The organism is Mycobacterium sp. NPDC050441 (assembly GCF_040655355.1).
Taxonomy (GTDB): domain Bacteria; phylum Actinomycetota; class Actinomycetes; order Mycobacteriales; family Mycobacteriaceae; genus Mycobacterium.
Genome location: NZ_JBFAJS010000007.1, coordinates 369,311 through 389,316 on the forward strand (window position 1 = coordinate 369,311; position 20,006 = coordinate 389,316).

Consider the following 20,006-nt stretch of genomic DNA (forward strand, 5'->3'; position numbering starts at 1 on the left):
CGCACGCGGTTTTCCCCGCCGGTAGCTTGGCTGACGTGCCTGACACGCCGAACGGTCGCCTGGCCAGCACCAGCGTGCCGATCCACCCCGACCTAGCGGCCCGCTGGAGCCCCCGGGCCTTCGACCCCGACGCCGCCATCACCGCTGACCAGCTCACCGCACTGCTGGAAGCCGCGCGCTGGGCCGCCAGCTGGGGCCACCGTCAGCCAGTGCGGTTCGTGGTCGGCCGGCGCGGCGATGAGACCTTCGTTACATTGGCCGGCCTGCTCAAACGCGGCAACAGCTACGCCCATGCCGCCTCTGCTCTCATCCTGGTGTGCGCCGACGAAGGGGAGGACGAGAGGACCGCACGGTATGCGGCCGTCGACGCCGGGGCTGCGATCGCCCAGCTGACCGTCGAGGCGGTGTCCCGCGGACTGATCGTCCATCCGATGGCCGGTTTCGACGTCGACGGTGCCGGGGCGACATTCGGTATTCCGGAAGGGGTCCGGCCAATCGCGGTGGTGGCCGTCGGCACGCTTGGTGACTACTCCGAGGCCGACCCGGCGATCATCGAACGCGACAGCAGGCCCCGGGAACGGTTACCGCTGGAGCAGATCGCGTTTGGGGAGCGCTGGGGAATTCCGCGCGGATGACGGGCCCACCAGCTAGTTTCGGTGGAGCACCCTGAGAGGAACACATGGCAGGACAGGCCATTCGCAAAGCCGTCATCCCCGCTGCCGGTATCGGTTCGCGCCTCCTGCCGCTGACCAAGGCCATCCCCAAGGAGATGCTGCCGGTCGGCGACAAGCCTGTCATCGAGCACACGGTGCGCGAGCTGGTCAATTCCGGGATCACCGACATCACGATCGTGGTTTCCGGTGGAAAGACCTTGATAGAGGAGCACTTTCGCCCGAACACGACACTTGTCGACCAACTCCGCGCGGACGGCAAGGACGCGTACGCCGACGCGGTCGAGGAGGTCGGCGAGTTGTCGGCCCGCGGCCACATCACCTACCTCCATCAGCACGGCCCGTACGGCAACGGCACCCCGGTGCTCAATGCCTCACGCTCGTTCGGTGACGAGCCGGTCCTGGTGCTATGGCCCGACGACGTCTTCGTCGCCGAGGTGCCGCGCGCCCAACAACTGATCCGGGCCTACGAACAGACGTCGGCGCCGGTGCTGGCGTTGATGCCGATGGCTCCCGAGAATTCGCGCCGGTACGGCGTGCCGATCATCGATGAGGATCTGGACGGCGGGCTGCTGCGGATCACCGGCATCGTCGAGAAACCCCAGCCGCACGAGGCTCGCTCCGAATACGCCGCGATCGGTGGCTACGTCATCACACCGGGCATCATCGACGAGCTCCGTGAGCAGACGAAGCGCTGGTACGAGCAGACCCAGCCCGGCGAGATCTACCTGACCGACGCGATCAACGCCTACGCCAGGGACCACGCCGTCTACGGCCAGGTGATCCAGGGGCACTGGTATGACACCGGCAACCCGGCCGACTATCTGGTCGCACAGTTCGCCTTCGCGCTGGCCCATCGCGAATACGGCCCCGTGCTACGGCGGTTGGCCGATGAGTTGGAGGGCCCCCTGCTGCACAAGCTTTCGCGGGACATCGGGGAGAACCGACCTACATGAATTTGTCCCTGACCAACGGTCTGATCCCGATAACGCTGCAACTGCTCGCCTTGATCGCGATCGTGGTCGCGATCGGCCGTGGGCGGTCCCGCGAGTGGCTGCGGCGGTGGCTGCTCGCCGCGGTGCTCGTGGGCGTGGGCATCGCCGCGGCGGCACGGCTGTACGTCAGGGACCAAGGCTGGTCCGCCGAGGCCATCTCGTTCGGCACCGTGTTCTGGACGGCCATGTTCGGCTTCGCCGCGACGGTGCTGATCGCGGGCTGGAATGGCAGTGCGTGGTGGCGCCGGCTGGCCTCCGTGCTGTCGGTGGTGTTGATGGTGGTGTGCGGTCTTGCCGCACTCAACACCGCGACCGGGTACTTCCCCACCGTCCGAGCGGCCTGGCTCCGGGTAACGCAAACCGAGCCCGAGCAATGGATCGACGAAGCCCAACTCGCCGCACTGCAACAGAAGGGCGAACTACCGACCCGCGGCACCGTGGTGCGGGTGAACATCCCGGCAGAAGCATCGGGCTTCGCCCATCGGACCGAGACCGTCTACCTCCCGCCGGCCTGGTTCGCCAGCAGCCCGCCGCCGCAACTGCCCGCGGTGATCATGATGGGCGGCGAATTCAACCACCCCAACGACTGGTTTCAGTCGACCGAGGCGCTGAAGACACTGGACGACTTCGCCGCACTGCATCACGGCAACGCACCGATCGTCGTATTCCCCGACACCTCAGGGAAATTCAACAATGACACCGAATGCGTCGACGGGGTGCGCGGCAACGCCGGTTCACATCTGACCAAAGATGTGGTGCCGTACATGATCTCCCGCTTCGGCGTCAGCCCGAAGGCCGAGAACTGGGGACTGGCCGGCTGGTCCTCGGGTGCCACCTGCTCCCTGACCACCGCGGTCCGCAACCCCGAAATGTTCAGCGCGATCGTCTGGCTCGACGGCACCCTCGGCCCCAACGCGGGCACCAAGGACCAAACCGTCGCCCGGCTGTTCGGTGGCGACGAAACGGCTTGGGAGGCATTCGACCCCAGGACGATCGTCACCCGGCACGGTCCGTACGACGACATGGCGGCATGGCTCGGCGTCGCCGAGAACACTCCGACCGTCCACCACGATGCCGGCACAACTCCGCCGTCCGAGACCGCGATCGCCGACTGGGATACGTTCTCCGAGGAGCACGCCGCCAACGCCAACAAGCTGTGCGCGCTGCTCAGCGGCTACAACGTCGAATGCTCGGTGGTGGGTTACAAGGGCGTGCACAGCTTCGAGTCGGCAGGAGCGGCATTCGCCGCGGCACTGCCCTGGTTGGCCAGCACACTCGGCACCCCCGGCGTGCGACCGCGTGCCCTGCCCGGGGCGGACGGGAAGTAGCTCACGCCCAGAGTGCCTCGAGGGACGTCATCGACTGACCGAGAGCGCGGGCACTCAGTGCCCGCAAAGCGCGCCGTTCGACGACGTCGAAGCTGGCCCCGACATGCTCGTGCAGCGCTTCACGGCCCGCGTCGAGCTCGTCGTCGAGTAGCAGGTCGACGATCTGCAGGTGTTCGGTGATGGTCGCGGCCACCCGCTCCTCGGTGACGAAGTCATACATGCGGATCAGCCGGATCCGGCGGTTGACGTTGTCCAGCGCGGACACCATGGCCGCATTGCCGGACGCGGTGCACAACGCGATATGGAACGACTCGTCGAGCAGCACCATGTCGGCCTCTGCCGGTGGCGGGCAGGCCTGCAATTCGACCCACTCGGCACGCAGTGCCGCCAGCCGGTCCTTGTCGTAGCGCAACTCGTCGGTTTCCAGAATGCGGGCGATGCCGCGTAGTTCGATCGTGATGCGCAGCTCGTAGAGGTCCCGGACACCGGCGATGTCGAGAGCCACCGGGTAGTACCCATCCGAGCGTCGCTCGAGCATTCCGTCAGCGTGCAGCCGGACCAGGGCTTCACGCAGCGGCGTCCGGCTGACCCGCAGCGTCTCGCACAACTGGGACTCCACCAGCCGGGTGCGGTCATCGATCTCGCCCACCATCAGCTTTTTCCCGAGCTCGATGTACACCCGGTCGCGCAGGGAGACGGGCTGCTCGGCACGAGTGCCGGTCACTGCAGCTCCTTGAGCGCCGCGATGACGTCGACGCTGCGGGCATGCGCCCCGAAGACACCGCCCTGCATGGTGATCATGTTCAGTGCCGCAACGTGATTGGCGTAGTCGGTGGCGCCGGTGGCATCCGAGACGACGAGGCACTCATATCCACGGTCATTGGCGTCGCGCATGGTGGTGTGCACGCACACGTCGGTGGTGATCCCGGTGAAGATGATGTGGCTGATGTCGTTGCGACGCAACACCAGTTCCAGGTCGGTGGCGTAGAAGCTGCCCTTTCCGGGTTTGTCGATGATGGGTTCGCCGGGCAGCGCAGCCATCTCGGGCACGAGTTCCCAACCCGGTTCGCCGCGGGTCAGGATCCGCCCGCACGGACCGGTTGATCCAATCTCGGCACCGATCTGGGCCGAGCGCCACCGTTTGTTGGCCGGAAGATCGGACAGGTCCGGGCGGTGGCCCTCGCGGGTGTGGATGACGAGCAACCCGGCCGCGCGGGCCGCGGCCAGTACCTCCTGCGCAGGGCGCAGTGGAGTCCGGACCAGCGACAGGTCATAGCCCATGGTGTCGACGTATCCACCGGCACCGCAGAAGTCCACCTGCCAGTCGATGTTGATCAGTGCGGTTCGACTGGTCGGGATATCGCCGTCATACGGCCAGACATAAGGCTCGGCCGCAATCGTGATCATGCGGTCTCACCGGCCAGGGCGGGCTGCGCCACGCGCACCGGCAGATAGGTCAGCGCGGTGAACGCCAGGCCGCCCACCACCATCGCCACCACCGCGTCGGACAGTTGCGGGGCGTAGAAGTGGGTCAGCAGCGCTCCCCCGGCCCCGATTCCCCACGCGGCGAACGGTTTCCAATACAAGCCCGTTGCCGAGGGCGCCCGCCTACCGGCGAACACCAGCTGGTCGAGGATCAGCACGACGCCGATCGGGGGAACCAGCACCCCGAGGATGTTCAACCACGTCGCGAAGTACGACCAGATCCCGGCGACGGCGGCAACGGTTCCGACGACACCCAACACGATCGTCAACTGACGCATGGTCTTTCCGGTGATGTTGCCGAACCCGACTGCCCCGTTGTAGAGGCAGTGTGCGCACACGCTGCCGAGGTTGACGAAGACGAAGACGATCGCCAGCGGCACCAGGATGCCACCGCCGCCCACCAGGACGTGCAGGAAATCTCCGCCGGCCGTGCCGGGTGCCGCGGCGGCGCCGAGCGCGACCACGAACGCACCCGCCAGTTGGGCGATCAGGTAGGCGACCGGGAAAGCGGCAAACGCCGCCAGTGCCCCTTCCCTGCCGTTGCGGGCCCACCGGGTGAAGTCGGCAGTCATGGTGCCCGAATCGGCGAAGCAGGCGAACACCATGGTGACCGCGACACCGAAGCCGAAGGCGCCTGCTCCGGCACCGCCGCCGTAGCTGAAGGCTGATCCGATCCCACCGGCGTTACCGGCGGCCAGGATCACCGCCACCACACCGAGCGGGATGAACAGCGCCGAAGCGACTACCCCGATCCAGGAGATCGCCCGTATCCCGACGAAGGTCAGCGCGACGAACAGCACCCCGGCAAGCAGGGTTAGCCACGGCGCGCTCCATCCCATCGAGAGGTTGAGTGTGGATCCGACCATGCCGGTCTGGAAGGCGAACCAGCCGATGACCAGTGCCGAGAGAAAGACCGAGACGATGCGGAAACCCCTGGTACCGAAGGTATCCGCCGCGGTCAGCGCAAAGTTCTTGCCCGATCGTCCGGCCAGGTAGCTCAGCGTGCCCACATAGCCCATCAGGATCAGGTCACCGACTCCGATCGCGACCAGGCCCATGACGAAGCCGAGGTTGTAGACCACGATGCCCGCGAACACCGCCGAGGTCATGATCATCGGGAAGCCGACCCACACCGCCGACACCGAGAACAGTGACTTGCGCGCGGACAGTGGGACGGGCTGGTTCTCGTACTCCTCACCAAGCGCCGAATGCTGTTCGGCGAGCACTGTATCCATGGCTGTATACCGTGCGGTATACGAATTTCCCGGGCATTTCTGTCCGTGAACATGTCGTAACGGGGTGCTCACCGCTCAGCGGCAGCGAGGTTTACAGCGCCGCAACACAACGACCGAATCCACGTAACAGAAACATCGTCAACTCCCAGTGATCGGCCCGTCCGGGCCGCCACCCCCAGGAGATGTTGATGGATACAGGAACCACGGCGTTCATGCTGTGTTGCATCATCGGCCTCACGCTGATGATCCCGGGTCTCGCCCTGTTCTACGGCGGCATGGTCTCGGTGAAGAGCTCGACCAACATGATGATGATGACGTTCGGCGCAGTCGCCCTGGTAGGCGTGCTGTGGGTGCTGTTCGGCTTCTCGATGGCGTTCGGGACTTCCTACGGCGACCTCGGACTGCTCGGCAGCATCACCGAGTTCGCCGGCATGAAGAATCTGGTCGAGCCGATGACCTCGGTGAACGGCCTGCCCGTCAGTCTGTTCTCCCTGTTCCAGGCGTTGTTCGCGGCCATCACCGTGGCGCTGATCTCGGGTGCGGTCGCCGACCGGATGAAGTTCGGCGCCTGGATGGTCTTCGCCGGGGTGTGGGCGGTGCTGGTGTATTTCCCTGTCGCACACTGGGTGTTCGCCTTTGACAAGACGTTCTCGGAGGACTCCGTCGGCGGCTGGGTCGCCAACAAACTTCACGCCATCGACTTCGCCGGTGGCACCGCGGTGCACATCAACGCAGGTGCGGCAGCCCTGGCGCTGGCCATCGTGCTCGGCAAGTCGGCGCTGTTCGGCCAGTTGCGCAAACCGCACAACGTTCCGCTGACCCTGCTGGGCGCGGGCATGTTGTGGGCCGGCTGGTACGCCTTCAACGGCGGATCCGCCCTGGCCGCAGGCAATTCCGCGGCCATCGTCATGGTGACCACGTTTGTCGCCACCTGCGCCGCCACTCTGGCCTGGATCGCGGTCGAGAAGCTCAAGACCGGCCACGTCACCGGTGTGGGCGCCGCGTCGGGCGCCATTGCCGGCCTGGTCGCCATCACCCCGGCCTGCGGCGCGGTCACCCCCGTCGGCGCGATCGCCCTGGGCGCCATCGCCGGTGCCGTGTGCATCCTGGCTGTCGGCCTCAAGGAGAAGCTCGGCTACGACGACTCCCTGGACGTGGTGGGTGTGCACCTGGTCGGCGGCGTGATCGGCACTCTGCTGATCGGCTTCCTGGCCAGCGACGCCATGCCCAGCAAGGTCAGTGGCCTGTTCTACGGCGGAGGTCTCGACCAGTTGTGGAAGCAGGCGATCGCCGCGGGCGCGGTGGCCGGCTACTCGTTCGCGGTCGCGTTCGCCATCGCCTACGTGATCAAGAAGACCATGGGTATCCGGATCTCGCCGGAGGAAGAGGAGAAGGGTATCGACACCGCATTCCACCGAGATTCGGCCTACGAGCTCGAATTCGCCTGACAGAGACGATGATTCCCCGGCCCGGCCGCCGCGGAGCGATTTCGCGGCAGCCGGTCACCGGGGTTTCTTCAGCCCTTCGAAGTTTCCTATCGTGATACAGTGATTCATAACAAGAGACGAAAGAGCTGGTGCTATGCCCTCCGATCTCGCCACCCTCGCCGAACAATCCGGCACCAAGTTCATCCTCGCGCTGTTCGTAGACCTGCGCGGAAAGCCCTGCGCCAAACTGGTTCCCGTCCAATCCGTCGAGCAGCTGGCCACCGAGGGCGTCGGTTTCGCCGGCTACGCCGTCGGCGCGATGGGCCAGGAACCCAAGGATCCGGATCTGGTCGCCATTCCCGACCCGGCCTCGTTCACCCCGATCCCGTTCATCAAGGAGGGGCTCGCCCTTGTGCACTGCGACCCCCACGTGCAGGGTGCGCCGTGGCCGTACGCACCGCGGGTCATCCTCAAGGGTCTGATCCAGCGCGCCGCCGACGCGGGATTCGAACCCTGGATCGGTGCCGAGGTCGAGTACTTCCTGTTGCGCCGCAACGCCGATGGCGCTCTCGTCACCGCCGACGCAGCAGACACCGCCGCCCAGCCCTGTTACGACGCGCGCGGCGTCACCCGGATGTATGAGCACCTCACCGCGATCTCCACCGCGATGAACACGCTCGGATGGTCCAACTACGCCAACGACCACGAGGACGGCAACGGCCAGTTCGAGCAGAACTTCGAGTTCGCCGACGCACTGACCACCGCCGACCGGGTGATCACCCTGCGCTACCTGCTGTCGATGATCGCCGCCGAACGCGACATGGTGGCCACCTTCATGCCCAAACCGTTCGCCGATCGCACCGGCAGCGGCCTACACCTGCACATGTCGCTGACCAGTGCCGGGACGCCGGTCTTCCCCGCCGAAGCCGACGATCGGGGCCTCGGCCTGTCCGAGACGGCGTACGCATTCATCGGCGGCATCCTCGACCACGCCTGCGCACTGCAGTCCGTCGTCGCACCAACCGTCAACTCCTACAAGCGAACCGGCGCCACCTCGACCGCATCCGGGGCCTCGTGGGCTCCGCGCAAGCCCAGCTACGGCGGCAACGACCGCACCCACTACATCCGGGTACCCGACAGCCAGCGTATCGAGTTGCGCGGCGGCGACGGCTCGGCCAATCCGTATCTCGCCATCGCGGCGTCGCTGGGCGCCGGACTCGACGGCGTCAAGCGCAGCCTCGATCCGGGAGCAGTGGGCGCCCAGGGCCCGGCCGCGCTGCCGCCCACCCTGCTGCACGCGGTCGAATCGCTGGAGGCCGATCCCGTCGTCACCGGCGTACTCGACGTCGCGGGCGACGGCGTCGCCTCCTACTTCGCCGACGTCAAACGTGAGGAGTTCTTCGCCTACCACGGCACCGTCACGCCGTGGGAAATCGACCAATACCTGACGGCGTTCTAGCCGAACGGCTTTCACGGAAAGGAGAACAACATGTGCGGAATCGTGGGGCTACACCTGCGCACACCGGAGCTGTATCCGCGCCTCGGCGAACTGCTCGCCGCCATGCTCGGCGAGATGTCCGACCGCGGCGCCGACTCGGCGGGGATCGCGATCTACGGGGACCCGGAGTGGTCGCCGTACGGGCAGGGCTGCGTGTCGGTGACGGACGTCGAATTCGGGGTGGAAGCATCCGCTATCGGTCCGGATGTGGATGTGGTGCAGGTTGATTCGACCTATCTGCTGTCGGCCGACATGGATTCCGAAGAACTGCTGAGCCTGGCGCGGGCCGCCTATCCGACCGCACTGATCTCCGGGTTCGGCGCCGATCTGGCCGTGCTCAAGGGGGTCGGCCATCCCCGCTCGCTCACCGAGGCCTGGGGACTGGCCAAGGCCCAGGGCTGGCAGGGCGTCGGGCATACCAGGATGGCCACCGAGTCGGCCGTGACCCCGTCGGGCTGCCACCCCTACACCGTCGGCCCCGGACAGTGCCTGGTGCACAACGGATCCTTCGCCAACCACGCCACCATCCGCCGCGAGCTACGCCGGGCCGGTGTGGCGTTCGACAGCGAGAACGACACCGAGGTGGGCGCCCGGTTCGTGGCCGAACAACTGGCCGCGGGCCGCGATGTGGCGACCGCGCTCAAGGAACTGTGCGCCACCTTCGACGGCTTCTACACACTGCTGGTCTCCGATCACGACTCGTTCGCGGTGGTGCGCGACGCCATCGCCTGCAAGCCCGCGGTGATCGCCGAAACCGCCGACTGGGTGGCGATGGCCAGTGAGTACCGGGCCCTGGCCGGGCTACCCGGGGTCGAGCAGGCACGCATTTGGGAACCGGAACCGGAGGTGGTTTACGCATGGACCAGATAACAGCCACGTTAGTTGGGTTTGACCTGCGCACAACACCATTGCGTGAGGTCAACGCGGCATTGCATCAGCCGGGTGTGGAGAGCGACTACGTCATCGCCCACCCCGACGGCGCCCACAATGTGGCCGTCGGGCTCAACGCACAGGTACGCGTGACCGTTGAAGGTCACGTCGGCTACTACGCCGCGGGAATGAACCAACTCGCCGAGGTCACGATCAACGGCAATGCCGGAACCGGCTTGGCCGAGAACATGATGAGCGGCACCGTGCGCGTCACCGGCAACGCCTCGCAGTCCGCGGGCGCCACCGCCCACGGCGGGCTACTGGTCATCGAGGGAGACGCGGCCGCGCGCTGCGGCATCTCGATGAAGGGCGTGGACATCGTCGTGGGCGGCAACATCGGTCACATGAGCGCGTTCATGGCTCAAGCCGGCCGCCTGGTGGTCCGCGGCGACGCCGGGGAGGCACTGGGCGACTCGATCTACGAGGCACGCCTCTACGTGCGCGGCGAGGTGGCCTCGCTCGGCGCGGACTGCATCGCCAAGCCCATGCGCCCCGAGCACCACGCCGAACTCGCTGAGCTGTTGGCAGCCAGCGGATTTGACGACGACACCTCCGCCTACACCCGCTACGGCTCGGCCCGAGACCTCTACCACTTCCACGTCGACCATGCGGGGGCCTACTGATGCGCGAATCCGCCACTTTCGATCGATCCACGATCGCCGACATCCAACGGGCCGCCGAAACCGGGATCTACGACATCCGCGGTTGGGGGGCAAAGAGACGGCTTCCGCACTTCGACGACCTGCTGTTCTTGGGTGCGTCGATGTCGCGTTACCCGCTTGAGGGCTACCGGGAGCGTTGCGGCACCGATGTCGTGCTCGGAGACCGCAACGCCAAATATCCACTACACCTGGATATTCCGGTCACCATCGCCGGCATGAGCTTCGGAGCGCTGTCCGGGCCGGCCAAAGAAGCACTGGGCCGCGGGGCCAGCGAGGCGGGCACCTCGACCACCACCGGCGACGGCGGCATGACGCCCGAGGAACGCGGGCAGAGCAAGAACCTGGTGTATCAGTACCTGCCCTCGCGCTACGGGATGAACCCCGACGACCTGCGCAAGGCCGACGCCATCGAGGTGGTGCTCGGGCAAGGCGCCAAACCCGGCGGCGGCGGAATGCTGCTGGGGCAGAAGATCTCCCCGCGGGTGGCCCAGATGCGCACGCTGCCCGAGGGCATCGACCAACGCAGCGCATGCCGGCACCCGGACTGGACCGGCCCCGACGATCTCACCATCAAGATCAACGAACTGCGGGAGATCACCGACTGGGAAAAACCCATCTACGTCAAGGTCGGGGCCACCCGCACGTACTACGACGTGAAGCTGGCCGTACACGCCGGCGCGGACGTGGTGGTGGTCGACGGGATGCAGGGCGGTACGGCTGCCACCCAGGAGGTGTTCATCGAACACGTCGGCATCCCGACGCTGGCTGCCGTGCCGCAGGCGGTGCAGGCGCTGCAGGAACTGGGCGTTCACAGACAAGTTCAGTTGATCGTGTCCGGTGGTGTCCGTTCCGGGGCCGACGTGGCCAAGGCGCTGGCCCTGGGCGCCGACGCGGTCGCGATCGGCACCGCCGCACTCATCGCACTCGGCGACAACCATCCCCGTTACGCCGCCGAATACGAGAAGCTCGGCAGCGCGGCCGGTTTCTACGACGATTTCCAGGACGGACGCGACCCGGCCGGCATCACCACCCAGGACCCCGAATTGGCGGCCCGGTTCGACCCGGTCGAGGGCGGCCGGCGGTTGGCCAACTACCTGCGGGTGCTCACCATGGAAGCCCAGACCATCGCCCGGGCCTGCGGCAAGGCGCATGTGTGCCATCTGGAGCCCGAAGACCTGGTGGCGGTCACCATCGAGGCCGCCGCGATGGCCCGGGTCCCGCTGGCCGGCACGAACTGGATCCCTGGCCAGTGAGCGCGACCGCGGACGTCGTCATCATCGGCGGTGGGCTGGAAGGGGCCGCGGCGGCCTGGGCGCTGAGCCAACGCGGTGTCACCAATGTGACTGTCCTGGAGCGCAATACCGTCGGTTCCGGCATGACCGGCAAGTCCAGCGGGATTGTGCGCTGCCACTACGGGGTCAGCTCGCTGGCCGCCATGGCCGCCGTCGGACTCGAGGTGTTCGAGAAAGCCGAGCAGATTTTCGGGACCGATATCGGGTTCCGGCAGACCGGGTACGTCGTCGGCGTCGGCGAACACAACGTCGGGAATCTCCGCAGGAGCCTGGCCGCCCAACGTGAGGTCGGCGTGCAGACCGAGGAGATCGATGCCTCCGAGGTGGCCGAGCTGTGGCCCTGGGCGGACCTGGAACCGTTCGCGGCCTTCGGCTGGGAGTCTCGCGGCGGATACGGCGACGCCTACCAGACCGCGCAGGCGTTCGCGGTGTCGGCGAGGGCCGCAGGAGTGCGAATCCGCCAGGGTGCCAACGTGACCGGGCTGATGCTCGACGGCGATCGGATCACCGGCGTCCGGCTGGCGGACGGCACGGAAATCTCGGCAGGCACCGTCGTCGTCGCCACCGGCGCGTGGACCCGGCCGTTCCTGGCCCCCTACGGCGTCGATGTGCCGATCCGCGTAGTGCGCGAACAGATCGTCACGATCGCCCCCGGAGTGCCGATCGGAACGGTCCCGGTGTTCTCCGACCTGGTGTCACTGCAGTACGTGCGCCCCGAGCTGGGCGGGGAGATCCTGTTCGGCAACAGCGACCTGGCGCACTGCGAGGAGGCCGACCCGGACGACTACCTGAACCGGGCCACCGACGGCTTCATCGACCTGACCGTCGACAAGGTGGGTACCCGCTTTCCCGGATTCTCTGACGCGGCGATCACGGGCAGCTATGCCGGCTGCTACGACGTCACGCCGGACTGGAACCCGGTCATCTCCGCCACCGGTATCGACGGCCTGCTCGTGGCGGCCGGATTCAGCGGGCACGGCTTCAAGCTCGCTCCGGCGGTCGGGAAACTCGTCGCCGATCTGGTCACCGAGGGCCGCAGTTCCGACCCGCGGATACCCGAGACGGATTTCCGGCTGGCCCGGTTCGCGGAGGACAATTTGCTCAAGAGCCGGTATCCGTACGTCGGTGCCGGGGAGATGCGTTAGAGGGGAGTGCTGTGAGCGACCTGCCGCTGCTCCGCAATGCCGGCACAGCCCGCGACCGCGATCCGCACGCACCGGTCGAGGAACTGGAGTTCGAGGCGGCGATCGGGCGCAATGTGCGTCAACTGCGTCAGCAGCACGGGCTCACCGTCGCCGACATGGCGGACCGGGTGGGCATCTCCAAGGCGATGCTGTCCAAGATCGAGAACGCCCAGACCTCCTGCAGCCTGTCCACCCTGGCGCTGCTGGCCAAGGGGCTCGACGTCCCGGTGACCAGCCTGTTCCGCGGCGCCGACGTCGAACGCCCGGCGGCGTTCGTCAAGGCGGGCACCGGTCCGGAGATCGTGCGCAACGGCACCAAGCAGGGCCACGAGTACCAGCTGCTCAGCTCCCTGCGCGGCGAACACAAGCGGCTCGAATGCCTGCACGTCACTCTGACCGAGAAGAGCCAGACCTACCCGCTGTTCCAGCATCCCGGGACCGAGTTCATCTACATGCTCTCCGGCGTCATGGACTACAGCCACAGCCGCTCGGTGTACCGGCTGCAGCCGGGCGACTCGCTGCAGATCGACGGGGAAGGCGCTCACGGACCGGTTGACCTGATCGAACTGCCGATCCGGTTCCTGTCGGTGATCGCCTTCCCCGATTCGCAGGTGTAAGGCACCTCTTCGGTCACTACTCGTAGATGCCCATCACCCGCTGCGGGCCATGGTGGTTGTGCCAGCCGGGCTTCATGCCGGGGGCCGGGGTGGCGTAGGTGTCGGGGCTGTAGAGGTTGCCCGAGCCATGCGGCTCCTGCGCGGCGGCCGTGCCGGCCAGGCCGAGCGCGACGGCGCCGAAGGCGCCCGCAGACAGGATGGGCAGCGCCAGAGCCTTGGTGAACTTCGTCATGATCGTGAATCCTTCTGTCTCAGTTGGCTTTTCGATTTCCTTGGCGGCTTGTTCGGCCACTGAGACAAGAGTGCCGCCAAAACCGCCGGCGGTCTGTCGGGCGATCGGGCCGCTAGGCGGGTGAAGATGCGTTCCCCCGATCGGGGGAAGTGCACGTCAGCCGTGGGTTTTGGCCTGCGTTTGACGCGGAGTACAGTTGACCGCGTGCAGCGGGTGCTCCTTCTCGGACGCCGCGACGGGGTCTGACCAGACCGGCTTCCCGTCGCGGGTTTTTGCGATGCGCCGGTCGAGTCCCCACTCAAACTCCCGGAGCAAACACTCATGACCACCCCCGACATCTCGGCAGATGCCTACAGTTCGGTGCGCGCGATCAATACGCCGGCCGGCACCCCCAACCCTGGTCAGCCCGTCTGGAACACCCAGCGCGGATCGTCCATGCCCGTCAGCCGCTATCGCAGCTTCGCCGACGAGGTCCCGGGCGGCAGCCCGGCCTTCGGCACCGGGGTTCCGTTCGACCGCACCTGGCCGGACCGCGTCATCGACAAAGCCCCCATGTGGTGTGCGGTCGACCTGCGCGACGGTAACCAGGCCCTGATCGATCCCATGAGCCCGGCGCGCAAGCGCCGCATGTTCGACCTGCTGGTACGGATGGGCTACAAGGAGATCGAGGTCGGGTTCCCCTCGGCCAGCCAGACCGACTACGACTTCGTCCGCGAGATCATCGAGGACGGCGCCATCCCCGACGACGTGACCATCCAGGTGCTGACCCAGTGCCGGCCCGAGCTGATCGAGCGCACCTTCGAGGCCTGCGCGGGAGCTCCTCAGGCCATCGTGCACTTCTACAACTCGACGTCCATCCTGCAGCGCCGCGTCGTGTTCCGCGCCGACCGCGATGCCGTCAAGAAGATCGCCACCGACGGCGCCCAGATGTGCGTCGAGGAGGCCGAGAAGTACCCCCAGACCCGCTGGCGCTTCGAATACTCCCCCGAGTCCTACACGGGCACCGAGCTGGAGTACGCCGTCGAGGTGTGCAACGCCGTCGCCGACATCGTCAAGCCCACCCCCGAGTGGCCGCTGATCGTCAACCTGCCTGCCACCGTCGAGATGGCCACCCCGAACGTCTACGCCGACTCGATCGAGTGGATGAGCCGGCATCTGGCCCCTCGCGACTCGATCATCCTGAGCCTGCACCCGCACAACGATCGCGGAACCGGTGTTGCCGCAGCCGAATTGGGCTACCAGGCCGGCGCCGACCGGATCGAGGGCTGCCTGTTCGGCAACGGCGAGCGCACCGGCAATGTCTGCCTGGTGACGCTGGGGCTGAACATGTTCAGCCGTGGGGTCGATCCGCAGATCGACTTCTCCAACATCGACGAAATTCGCCGCACGGTCGAGTACTGCAACCAGCTGCCCGTGCACGAACGTCACCCCTACGGCGGTGACCTGGTCTACACCGCGTTCTCCGGCAGCCACCAGGACGCCATCAACAAGGGCCTGGACCAGATGAAGGTGGATGCCGACGAGGCGGACGCCGACATGGATGACATCCTGTGGCAGGTCCCGTACCTGCCGATCGATCCCAAGGATGTCGGCCGCACCTATGAGGCCGTGATCCGGGTGAACTCGCAGTCCGGCAAGGGCGGCGTCACCTACATCATGAAGGCCGACCACGGCCTGGTGCTGCCGCGTCGGCTGCAGATCGAGTTCAGCCAGGCGATTCAACAAATTACCGATGGAGAGGGCGGCGAAGTGTCGCCCAAGGAGATCTGGGACGCGTTCTCCGAGGAGTACCTGGCCCCGATCACCCCATTGGAGCGCATCCGCCAGAAGGTGGTGGCCTCCGAGGTCGACGGTGGCACCGACACCATCACCGCGATCGTGAAGATCGACGGCGTCGAGCGCGAGATCGTCGGCGCCGGCAACGGCCCGCTGGCGGCGTTCGTCGACGCCCTGGGCGCGATCGGCTACGACATCAACGTGCTGGACTACTCCGAGCACGCCATGTCTTCGGGTGAGGAAGCCCAGGCCGCGGCCTACGTCGAGGCGTCCATCGGCGGCAAGACCGTCTGGGGCGTCGGCATCGCGACGTCGATCACCACCGCGTCACTGCGGGCCGTCGTGTCCGCGGTGAACCGAGCGGCGCAGCGCTGAACCCTGCGCCGATTCGGCACTGCCTGCGGTAGATCACAAGTGCATCACTTCGGGCACTCGTGTCTGCTGTCGACGGCGTTGGGCGTGATTAGCTGACGCTGACGTAGATCACTACGTGACCCTCGACTGCAAGGAGCAGTGATGGACTGGGGCTCAACTTGGGATTTCCTCTGGCATTTCCTGATCATCTTCGCCTGGATCGCCTACCTGCTGGTCCTGTTCCAGATCCTCACGGACCTGTTCTGGCGTGACCACAAGACCTCGGGCTTCGTCAAAGCCGTGTGGGTGATCTTCCTGATCCTGATTCCGTGGCTCACCGCGCTGGTGTACCTGATCGCCCGGGGCAAGGGCATGTCCGAACGCGCCCAGGCGGCAGCGCTGGCGGCCAAGAAGGAGACCGACGACTACATCAAGCAGGCGGCAGGCCGATCCCCGGCTCAGGAGATCGCCGACGCCAAGTCTCTGCTGGATGCCGGCACGATCACCCAGGCAGAGTTCGACGGGCTGAAGGCAAAGGCACTGGGCTGAAATCGGAGCTGAGTCAGAACAGCGTGTACTGATCGCTCTCTGCGGGGGTGTCGCAGAAATCCTCGATATCGGCGCCACCGACGACGTGGGTCAGTAGTCCCATGAACGTCTCGTCGTCGAGTAGCGGCACCCCCATCTCGGCTGCCTGGTAGCCCTTGCCCTGACTGGGTGCGGTCTCGTTGCAGATCACCAGTGAGGTCTGCTGGTCCACCAGGTCGGTGTAGGACAGCCCGGCGTGCAGGATGCGCTCGACGAGTTCCTCGTGGGTACGCACCACCTCTGCCGACAGCGCCACCCGCATGCCCTGCACCAGCGGCCGCCCCGGCACGAAGATGCCAGGGTTCGCGTATTCGCACGGCAGCCGCGAGGCGAGCACCTTCAACGGGCGCAGTTCTTCGTGGGTGATGTGGCCGTTGGGCCAGCGGCGCCGGCTCACTTCCCGCAGCGGCAGCCAGACCTTGCGGTCACGCGCCCTCGCCAGGGTCGGCTTCAGGATCTGTGCCAGCACCAATGCGTCGTCGAGCGCATCGTGTGGCCGCATCTGGCTCACGCCCCAGTGCGCCGCCAAAGTCTCCAGCCGCAGATTGTCGGTACCCAGCGCCAGCCGACGCGCCAACTCGACGGTGCACATCACGCTGTCGATCGGCAGCTCGGCACCGACCAGTTCAGCCTCGGCGGCCAGGAAGCTGTAGTCGAAGCCCACGTTGTGCGCGACCAGCGTGCGTCCGCGCAGGATGTCGCTCAGCTCCCCGACGACGTCGCCAAAGGTCGGCTGGCCTTCCAGCATCTCGGTGGTCAGCCCGTGCACATGGGTGGGCCCGGGATCCACGCCGGGGTTCAACAGGGAGGCGACGCTGCGCTCGACATTGCCGTCGTCCCCGACCGCCAGTGCGGCGACGCTGACGATGCGTGCCTGTCCGGGCCGGAACCCCGTGGTCTCCACGTCGACGACCGCCCAGCCCGCTCCCGGCTCCTCCGCCGGCCTGCCCCACGCGCTGCTCATATTCGTCAGGATGGCACGCAGGCCCGACAGAGTCGCCCGGCGCGCCTGCGTGTCGTGCCCCTAAAATCGCCGGAATGCTGACCATCCGTGGGCGCGCCGCACTGGCCGCCGGAGCAACCGCACGCTGGGCGTCGCGGGTCACCGGTCGCGGAGCGGGCGCGATGATCGGCGGACTGGTCGCCATGACGCTGGACCGCTCGATCCTGGGCCAGCTGGGCCAGGGCCGCCGCAGCGTCGTCGTGACCGGCACAAACGGCAAATCGACCACCACCCGCATGACCGCGGCCGCCCTGGCGACACTCGGCCCGGTGGCCAGTAATTCCGAGGGCGCCAACATGGACGCCGGGCTGGTGGCGGCACTGGCCTCGGCGCGCGACGCCGAGCTGGCCGCCCTGGAAGTCGACGAGATGCATGTCCCGCATGTATCCGACGCCGTGGACCCGTCGGTGATCGTTCTGCTGAATCTGTCCCGCGACCAGCTCGACCGGGTTGGTGAGATCAACCACATCGAACGCACCCTGCGCGGCGGGCTGGCCCGCCACCGCGACGCGGTGATCGTGGCCAACTGCGACGACGTGCTGATGACCTCGGCCGCCTACGACAGCCCCAACGTGGTGTGGGTGGCCGCCGGCGGCAGTTGGTCGGGCGACTCGGTGAGCTGCCCGCGGTCCGGCGAGATCATCGTGCGCGACGGGCGGGACTGGCACTCGACGGGCACCGACTTCAAGCGTCCGAGCCCGCAGTGGTGGTTCGACGACACCCACATCTACGGGCCCGACGGTCTCACGCTGCCGATGACGCTGGCCCTGCCCGGGGCCGTCAACCGCGGCAACGCCACCCAGGCCGTCGCCGCCGCGGTGGCACTCGGCGCGGACCCGGCTGCCGCCGTCGCCGCGGTGTCCACCGTCGACGAAGTCGCCGGTCGCTACCGCACGGTGCAGATCGGCTCGCACACCGCCCGGATCCTGCTGGCCAAGAACCCCGCCGGCTGGCAGGAAGCGCTGTCGATGGTGGACAAGCGCGGGGCCGGTGTTGTCATCTCGGTCAACGGGCAGGTACCCGACGGTGAAGACCTCTCGTGGCTGTGGGACGTTCGCTTCGAGCACTTCGACGACACGGTCGTCGTCGCCGCCGGTGAGCGCGGCACCGACCTGGCCGTACGGCTCGGGTACGCCGGCGTCGAACACTCACTGGTGCACGACACCGTCGCCGCGATCGACTCCTGCCCTCCCGGGCACGTCGAGGTGATCGCCAACTACACCGCATTCCTGCAACTGAATCGACGGATCTCATGACGGTGAGGATCGGGCTGGTGCTGCCCGACGTGATGGGCACCTACGGCGACAGCGGCAATGCGGTGGTGCTGCGACAACGGTTGCGGCTGCGCGGCATCGACGCCGAGATCGTGGAGATCACGCTGGACGATCCCGTGCCGGACTCCCTGGATCTGTACACCCTCGGCGGAGCCGAGGATTATGCGCAGCGGCTGGCGACCAAGCATCTGATCCGGTATCCCGGTCTGCAACAGGCGGTTTCGCGGGGGGCGCCGGTGCTGGCCATCTGCGCGGCGATCCAGGTGCTCGGCCACTGGTACGAGACCTCGGCCGGTGAACGGGTGGAGGGTGTCGGGCTGCTCGACGTCACCACCTCACCACAGGAGACCCGCACCATCGGCGAGGTGGCCTCGAAGCCTCTCCTGGATGGGCTTTCGCAGCCGTTGACGGGCTTCGAAAACCACCGTGGCGGAACGGTTCTCGGCCCCGATGCCAGGCCGCTGGCCGCGGTGACCAAGGGTGCGGGCAACCGCTTGGGCGATGGATTCGACGGGGCCGTGCAGGGCAGCGTGATGGCCACCTACCTCCATGGACCATGCCTGGCGCGCAATCCGGAGCTGGCCGACCATCTGCTCTCGCAGGTCGTCGGTGACCTGCCGCCGCTGGAACTGCCCGAGGTTGATGTGCTTCGCCGCGAACGCCTGGCCGCCCCGCGCCGGGTGTAGGAGTCAGGACGCGAAAGCGTCGACCGCCGCGCCGATTTGTGCTGCGGCGTCGGCGAGAATCGGCTCGCCATGGCCGAACCCGGCGCGCTGCGCGCCCGTGGCGGCGAGAATCTCCACCGCACGCGAGGCGGCCGCCCGGTCGGTGTTGAAAACGCCGAGGATCAGCTGTCCGTTGAACTCGGCTATCGCATCACCGGTGAGCACGGTATCGGCGGCCGGCAGGTAGAGCGCGATGCTACCCGGAGTGTGCCCGGGCACGGCGACAACCCGGGCACCGCCGGCGAATTCGAGGACATCGCCGTCACCGACCACGCGGTCCACCGAACACGGCGGCCCGTTCGGCGGCTCGTCGATATCGGGGCGAAGCGTGCGCTCCCCCGCGGTCAACACCGGCAGCGGACCCGGTGTGCCGCGGACGAAGTCGGCGTCGCCCGCACCGGCGATGACCTCCACATCGGACCAGTCCGCGATTTCGGCGGCCGCGCCGCAGTGGTCCTCGTGAAAGTGGGTGAGCACGATGCGCTTGACGTGAATACGCCGCAGGCCCAGGTCGGTGAGCGCCTCGGCGATCAGCTCGGCGCTGTCCGGCCACCCGGTGTCGATCAGCGTCACGCCGTCAGGTTCGGTAAACAGATAGCTGTTGAGCAGGTGCGCCTGGCCGCCGGGAATCCGCAGCCGGTACAGCGAATCCGCGATCTGGAGTAGGTCGGGCATGACTCGACGCTAGTGGCGCCGCAGCCCGTACAGGTCCCGACTTCGCTCACGGCGC

20 protein-coding genes are annotated in these 20,006 nt (G+C 67.1%); 14 read left to right on the forward strand and 6 right to left on the reverse strand.

From position 1 onward, the window contains the following. Positions 1–35: 35 nt before the first annotated feature. The 3 genes from AB0I14_RS22530 to AB0I14_RS22540 are packed head-to-tail and all read left to right on the forward strand — an operon-like array spanning position 36 to position 2,994. On the forward strand, positions 36–635 hold the full coding sequence (locus tag AB0I14_RS22530) for a nitroreductase family protein (RefSeq protein WP_358026107.1): 600 nt from the start codon (positions 36–38) through the stop codon (positions 633–635). A 44-nt stretch (positions 636–679) separates the two neighbouring features. After that, positions 680–1,627, forward strand: a complete 948-nt coding sequence (locus AB0I14_RS22535) for a UTP--glucose-1-phosphate uridylyltransferase (RefSeq protein ID WP_358026109.1) — start codon at positions 680–682, stop codon at positions 1,625–1,627. Continuing rightward, positions 1,624–2,994 carry an alpha/beta hydrolase-fold protein gene (locus AB0I14_RS22540; protein WP_358026111.1) on the forward strand — a complete coding sequence of 457 codons (1,371 nt, stop codon included), beginning with the start codon at positions 1,624–1,626 and terminating at the stop codon, positions 2,992–2,994. Before AB0I14_RS22535 ends, AB0I14_RS22540 begins: the two co-directional genes overlap by 4 nt. A gap of 1 nt (position 2,995) precedes the next feature. Here AB0I14_RS22540 and AB0I14_RS22545 read toward each other — a convergent pair whose 3' ends face one another. The 3 genes from AB0I14_RS22545 to AB0I14_RS22555 are packed head-to-tail and all read right to left on the reverse strand — an operon-like array spanning position 2,996 to position 5,714. After that, positions 2,996–3,718 carry a GntR family transcriptional regulator gene (locus AB0I14_RS22545; RefSeq protein WP_358026113.1) on the reverse strand — a complete coding sequence of 241 codons (723 nt, stop codon included), beginning with the start codon at positions 3,716–3,718 and terminating at the stop codon, positions 2,996–2,998. Continuing rightward, positions 3,715–4,398, reverse strand: a complete 684-nt coding sequence (locus AB0I14_RS22550; RefSeq protein ID WP_358026415.1) for an isochorismatase family cysteine hydrolase — start codon at positions 4,396–4,398, stop codon at positions 3,715–3,717. The genes AB0I14_RS22545 and AB0I14_RS22550 overlap by 4 nt, the downstream gene beginning before the upstream one ends. Next, positions 4,398–5,714 carry a cytosine permease gene (locus tag AB0I14_RS22555; protein WP_358026115.1) on the reverse strand — a complete coding sequence of 439 codons (1,317 nt, stop codon included), beginning with the start codon at positions 5,712–5,714 and terminating at the stop codon, positions 4,398–4,400. Before AB0I14_RS22555 ends, AB0I14_RS22550 begins: the two co-directional genes overlap by 1 nt. A gap of 188 nt (positions 5,715–5,902) precedes the next feature. On the opposite strand from AB0I14_RS22555, the gene AB0I14_RS22560 reads away from it, so the two are divergent. The 7 genes from AB0I14_RS22560 to AB0I14_RS22590 all read left to right on the forward strand — a co-directional run bounded on the left by AB0I14_RS22560 (position 5,903) and on the right by AB0I14_RS22590 (position 13,324). Beyond that, positions 5,903–7,162, forward strand: coding sequence for an ammonium transporter (locus tag AB0I14_RS22560; RefSeq protein ID WP_358026117.1), 1,260 nt, complete (start codon positions 5,903–5,905; stop codon positions 7,160–7,162). Positions 7,163–7,295: 133 nt separating this feature from the next. Then, positions 7,296–8,600, forward strand: coding sequence for a type III glutamate--ammonia ligase (gene glnT / locus AB0I14_RS22565; protein ID WP_358026119.1), 1,305 nt, complete (start codon positions 7,296–7,298; stop codon positions 8,598–8,600). Between the two features lie 30 nt (positions 8,601–8,630). Continuing rightward, positions 8,631–9,509, forward strand: a complete 879-nt coding sequence (locus tag AB0I14_RS22570) for a glutamine amidotransferase (RefSeq protein WP_358026121.1) — start codon at positions 8,631–8,633, stop codon at positions 9,507–9,509. Beyond that, on the forward strand, positions 9,497–10,192 hold the full coding sequence (locus AB0I14_RS22575; protein ID WP_358026123.1) for a protein glxC: 696 nt from the start codon (positions 9,497–9,499) through the stop codon (positions 10,190–10,192). The genes AB0I14_RS22570 and AB0I14_RS22575 overlap by 13 nt, the downstream gene beginning before the upstream one ends. Further along, positions 10,192–11,484 carry an FMN-binding glutamate synthase family protein gene (locus AB0I14_RS22580; protein ID WP_358026125.1) on the forward strand — a complete coding sequence of 431 codons (1,293 nt, stop codon included), beginning with the start codon at positions 10,192–10,194 and terminating at the stop codon, positions 11,482–11,484. Before AB0I14_RS22575 ends, AB0I14_RS22580 begins: the two co-directional genes overlap by 1 nt. Then, positions 11,481–12,668, forward strand: coding sequence for an FAD-binding oxidoreductase (locus AB0I14_RS22585; protein WP_358026127.1), 1,188 nt, complete (start codon positions 11,481–11,483; stop codon positions 12,666–12,668). The genes AB0I14_RS22580 and AB0I14_RS22585 overlap by 4 nt, the downstream gene beginning before the upstream one ends. A gap of 11 nt (positions 12,669–12,679) precedes the next feature. Continuing rightward, entirely contained in the window at positions 12,680–13,324 is a 645-nt protein-coding gene (locus AB0I14_RS22590; protein ID WP_358026129.1) for an XRE family transcriptional regulator, read from the forward strand. Positions 13,325–13,340: 16 nt separating this feature from the next. Here AB0I14_RS22590 and AB0I14_RS22595 read toward each other — a convergent pair whose 3' ends face one another. After that, entirely contained in the window at positions 13,341–13,616 is a 276-nt protein-coding gene (locus tag AB0I14_RS22595; RefSeq protein ID WP_358026131.1) for a hypothetical protein, read from the reverse strand. Positions 13,617–13,877: 261 nt separating this feature from the next. Between AB0I14_RS22595 and leuA the strand changes: the two genes are divergently transcribed. Next, positions 13,878–15,707, forward strand: a complete 1,830-nt coding sequence (gene leuA / locus AB0I14_RS22600) for a 2-isopropylmalate synthase (protein WP_358026133.1) — start codon at positions 13,878–13,880, stop codon at positions 15,705–15,707. 141 nt (positions 15,708–15,848) lie between these two features. After that, positions 15,849–16,235 carry an SHOCT domain-containing protein gene (locus tag AB0I14_RS22605; protein WP_358026135.1) on the forward strand — a complete coding sequence of 129 codons (387 nt, stop codon included), beginning with the start codon at positions 15,849–15,851 and terminating at the stop codon, positions 16,233–16,235. A gap of 13 nt (positions 16,236–16,248) precedes the next feature. Here the strand turns inward: AB0I14_RS22605 and AB0I14_RS22610 are convergent, their stop codons facing one another. After that, complete coding sequence (locus AB0I14_RS22610) at positions 16,249–17,238, reverse strand: DEDDh family exonuclease (protein WP_358026137.1); 990 nt, start codon at positions 17,236–17,238, stop codon at positions 16,249–16,251. Positions 17,239–17,312: 74 nt separating this feature from the next. On the opposite strand from AB0I14_RS22610, the gene AB0I14_RS22615 reads away from it, so the two are divergent. Further along, positions 17,313–18,533: a Mur ligase family protein gene (locus AB0I14_RS22615; protein WP_358026139.1), complete on the forward strand. Its 1,221-nt coding sequence runs from the start codon at positions 17,313–17,315 to the stop codon at positions 18,531–18,533. After that, the gene (locus tag AB0I14_RS22620; protein ID WP_358026141.1) at positions 18,530–19,237 is read left to right on the forward strand and encodes a type 1 glutamine amidotransferase; all 708 of its coding nucleotides are present in this window, start codon (positions 18,530–18,532) and stop codon (positions 19,235–19,237) included. Before AB0I14_RS22615 ends, AB0I14_RS22620 begins: the two co-directional genes overlap by 4 nt. Positions 19,238–19,240: 3 nt before the next feature. Here AB0I14_RS22620 and AB0I14_RS22625 read toward each other — a convergent pair whose 3' ends face one another. Then, positions 19,241–19,951: an MBL fold metallo-hydrolase gene (locus AB0I14_RS22625; protein WP_358026143.1), complete on the reverse strand. Its 711-nt coding sequence runs from the start codon at positions 19,949–19,951 to the stop codon at positions 19,241–19,243. Between the last annotated feature and the right edge of the window lie 55 nt (positions 19,952–20,006).

Excerpts from the sequence above, each read along its gene's own strand:
- AB0I14_RS22555 (WP_358026115.1), bottom strand. The coding sequence starts at position 5,714 with ATGGATACAGTGCTCGCCGAACAGCATTCGGCGCTTGGTGAGGAGTAC.
- AB0I14_RS22570 (WP_358026121.1), top strand. The coding sequence starts at position 8,631 with ATGTGCGGAATCGTGGGGCTACACCTGCGCACACCGGAGCTGTATCCG.
- AB0I14_RS22535 (WP_358026109.1), top strand. The coding sequence starts at position 680 with ATGGCAGGACAGGCCATTCGCAAAGCCGTCATCCCCGCTGCCGGTATC.
- AB0I14_RS22625 (WP_358026143.1), bottom strand. The coding sequence starts at position 19,951 with ATGCCCGACCTACTCCAGATCGCGGATTCGCTGTACCGGCTGCGGATT.
- AB0I14_RS22615 (WP_358026139.1), top strand. The coding sequence starts at position 17,313 with ATGCTGACCATCCGTGGGCGCGCCGCACTGGCCGCCGGAGCAACCGCA.
- leuA (WP_358026133.1), top strand. The coding sequence starts at position 13,878 with ATGACCACCCCCGACATCTCGGCAGATGCCTACAGTTCGGTGCGCGCG.
- AB0I14_RS22605 (WP_358026135.1), top strand. The coding sequence starts at position 15,849 with ATGGACTGGGGCTCAACTTGGGATTTCCTCTGGCATTTCCTGATCATC.
- AB0I14_RS22580 (WP_358026125.1), top strand. The coding sequence starts at position 10,192 with ATGCGCGAATCCGCCACTTTCGATCGATCCACGATCGCCGACATCCAA.
- AB0I14_RS22620 (WP_358026141.1), top strand. The coding sequence starts at position 18,530 with ATGACGGTGAGGATCGGGCTGGTGCTGCCCGACGTGATGGGCACCTAC.
- AB0I14_RS22560 (WP_358026117.1), top strand. The coding sequence starts at position 5,903 with ATGGATACAGGAACCACGGCGTTCATGCTGTGTTGCATCATCGGCCTC.
- AB0I14_RS22575 (WP_358026123.1), top strand. The coding sequence starts at position 9,497 with ATGGACCAGATAACAGCCACGTTAGTTGGGTTTGACCTGCGCACAACA.
- AB0I14_RS22610 (WP_358026137.1), bottom strand. The coding sequence starts at position 17,238 with ATGAGCAGCGCGTGGGGCAGGCCGGCGGAGGAGCCGGGAGCGGGCTGG.
- AB0I14_RS22540 (WP_358026111.1), top strand. The coding sequence starts at position 1,624 with ATGAATTTGTCCCTGACCAACGGTCTGATCCCGATAACGCTGCAACTG.
- glnT (WP_358026119.1), top strand. The coding sequence starts at position 7,296 with ATGCCCTCCGATCTCGCCACCCTCGCCGAACAATCCGGCACCAAGTTC.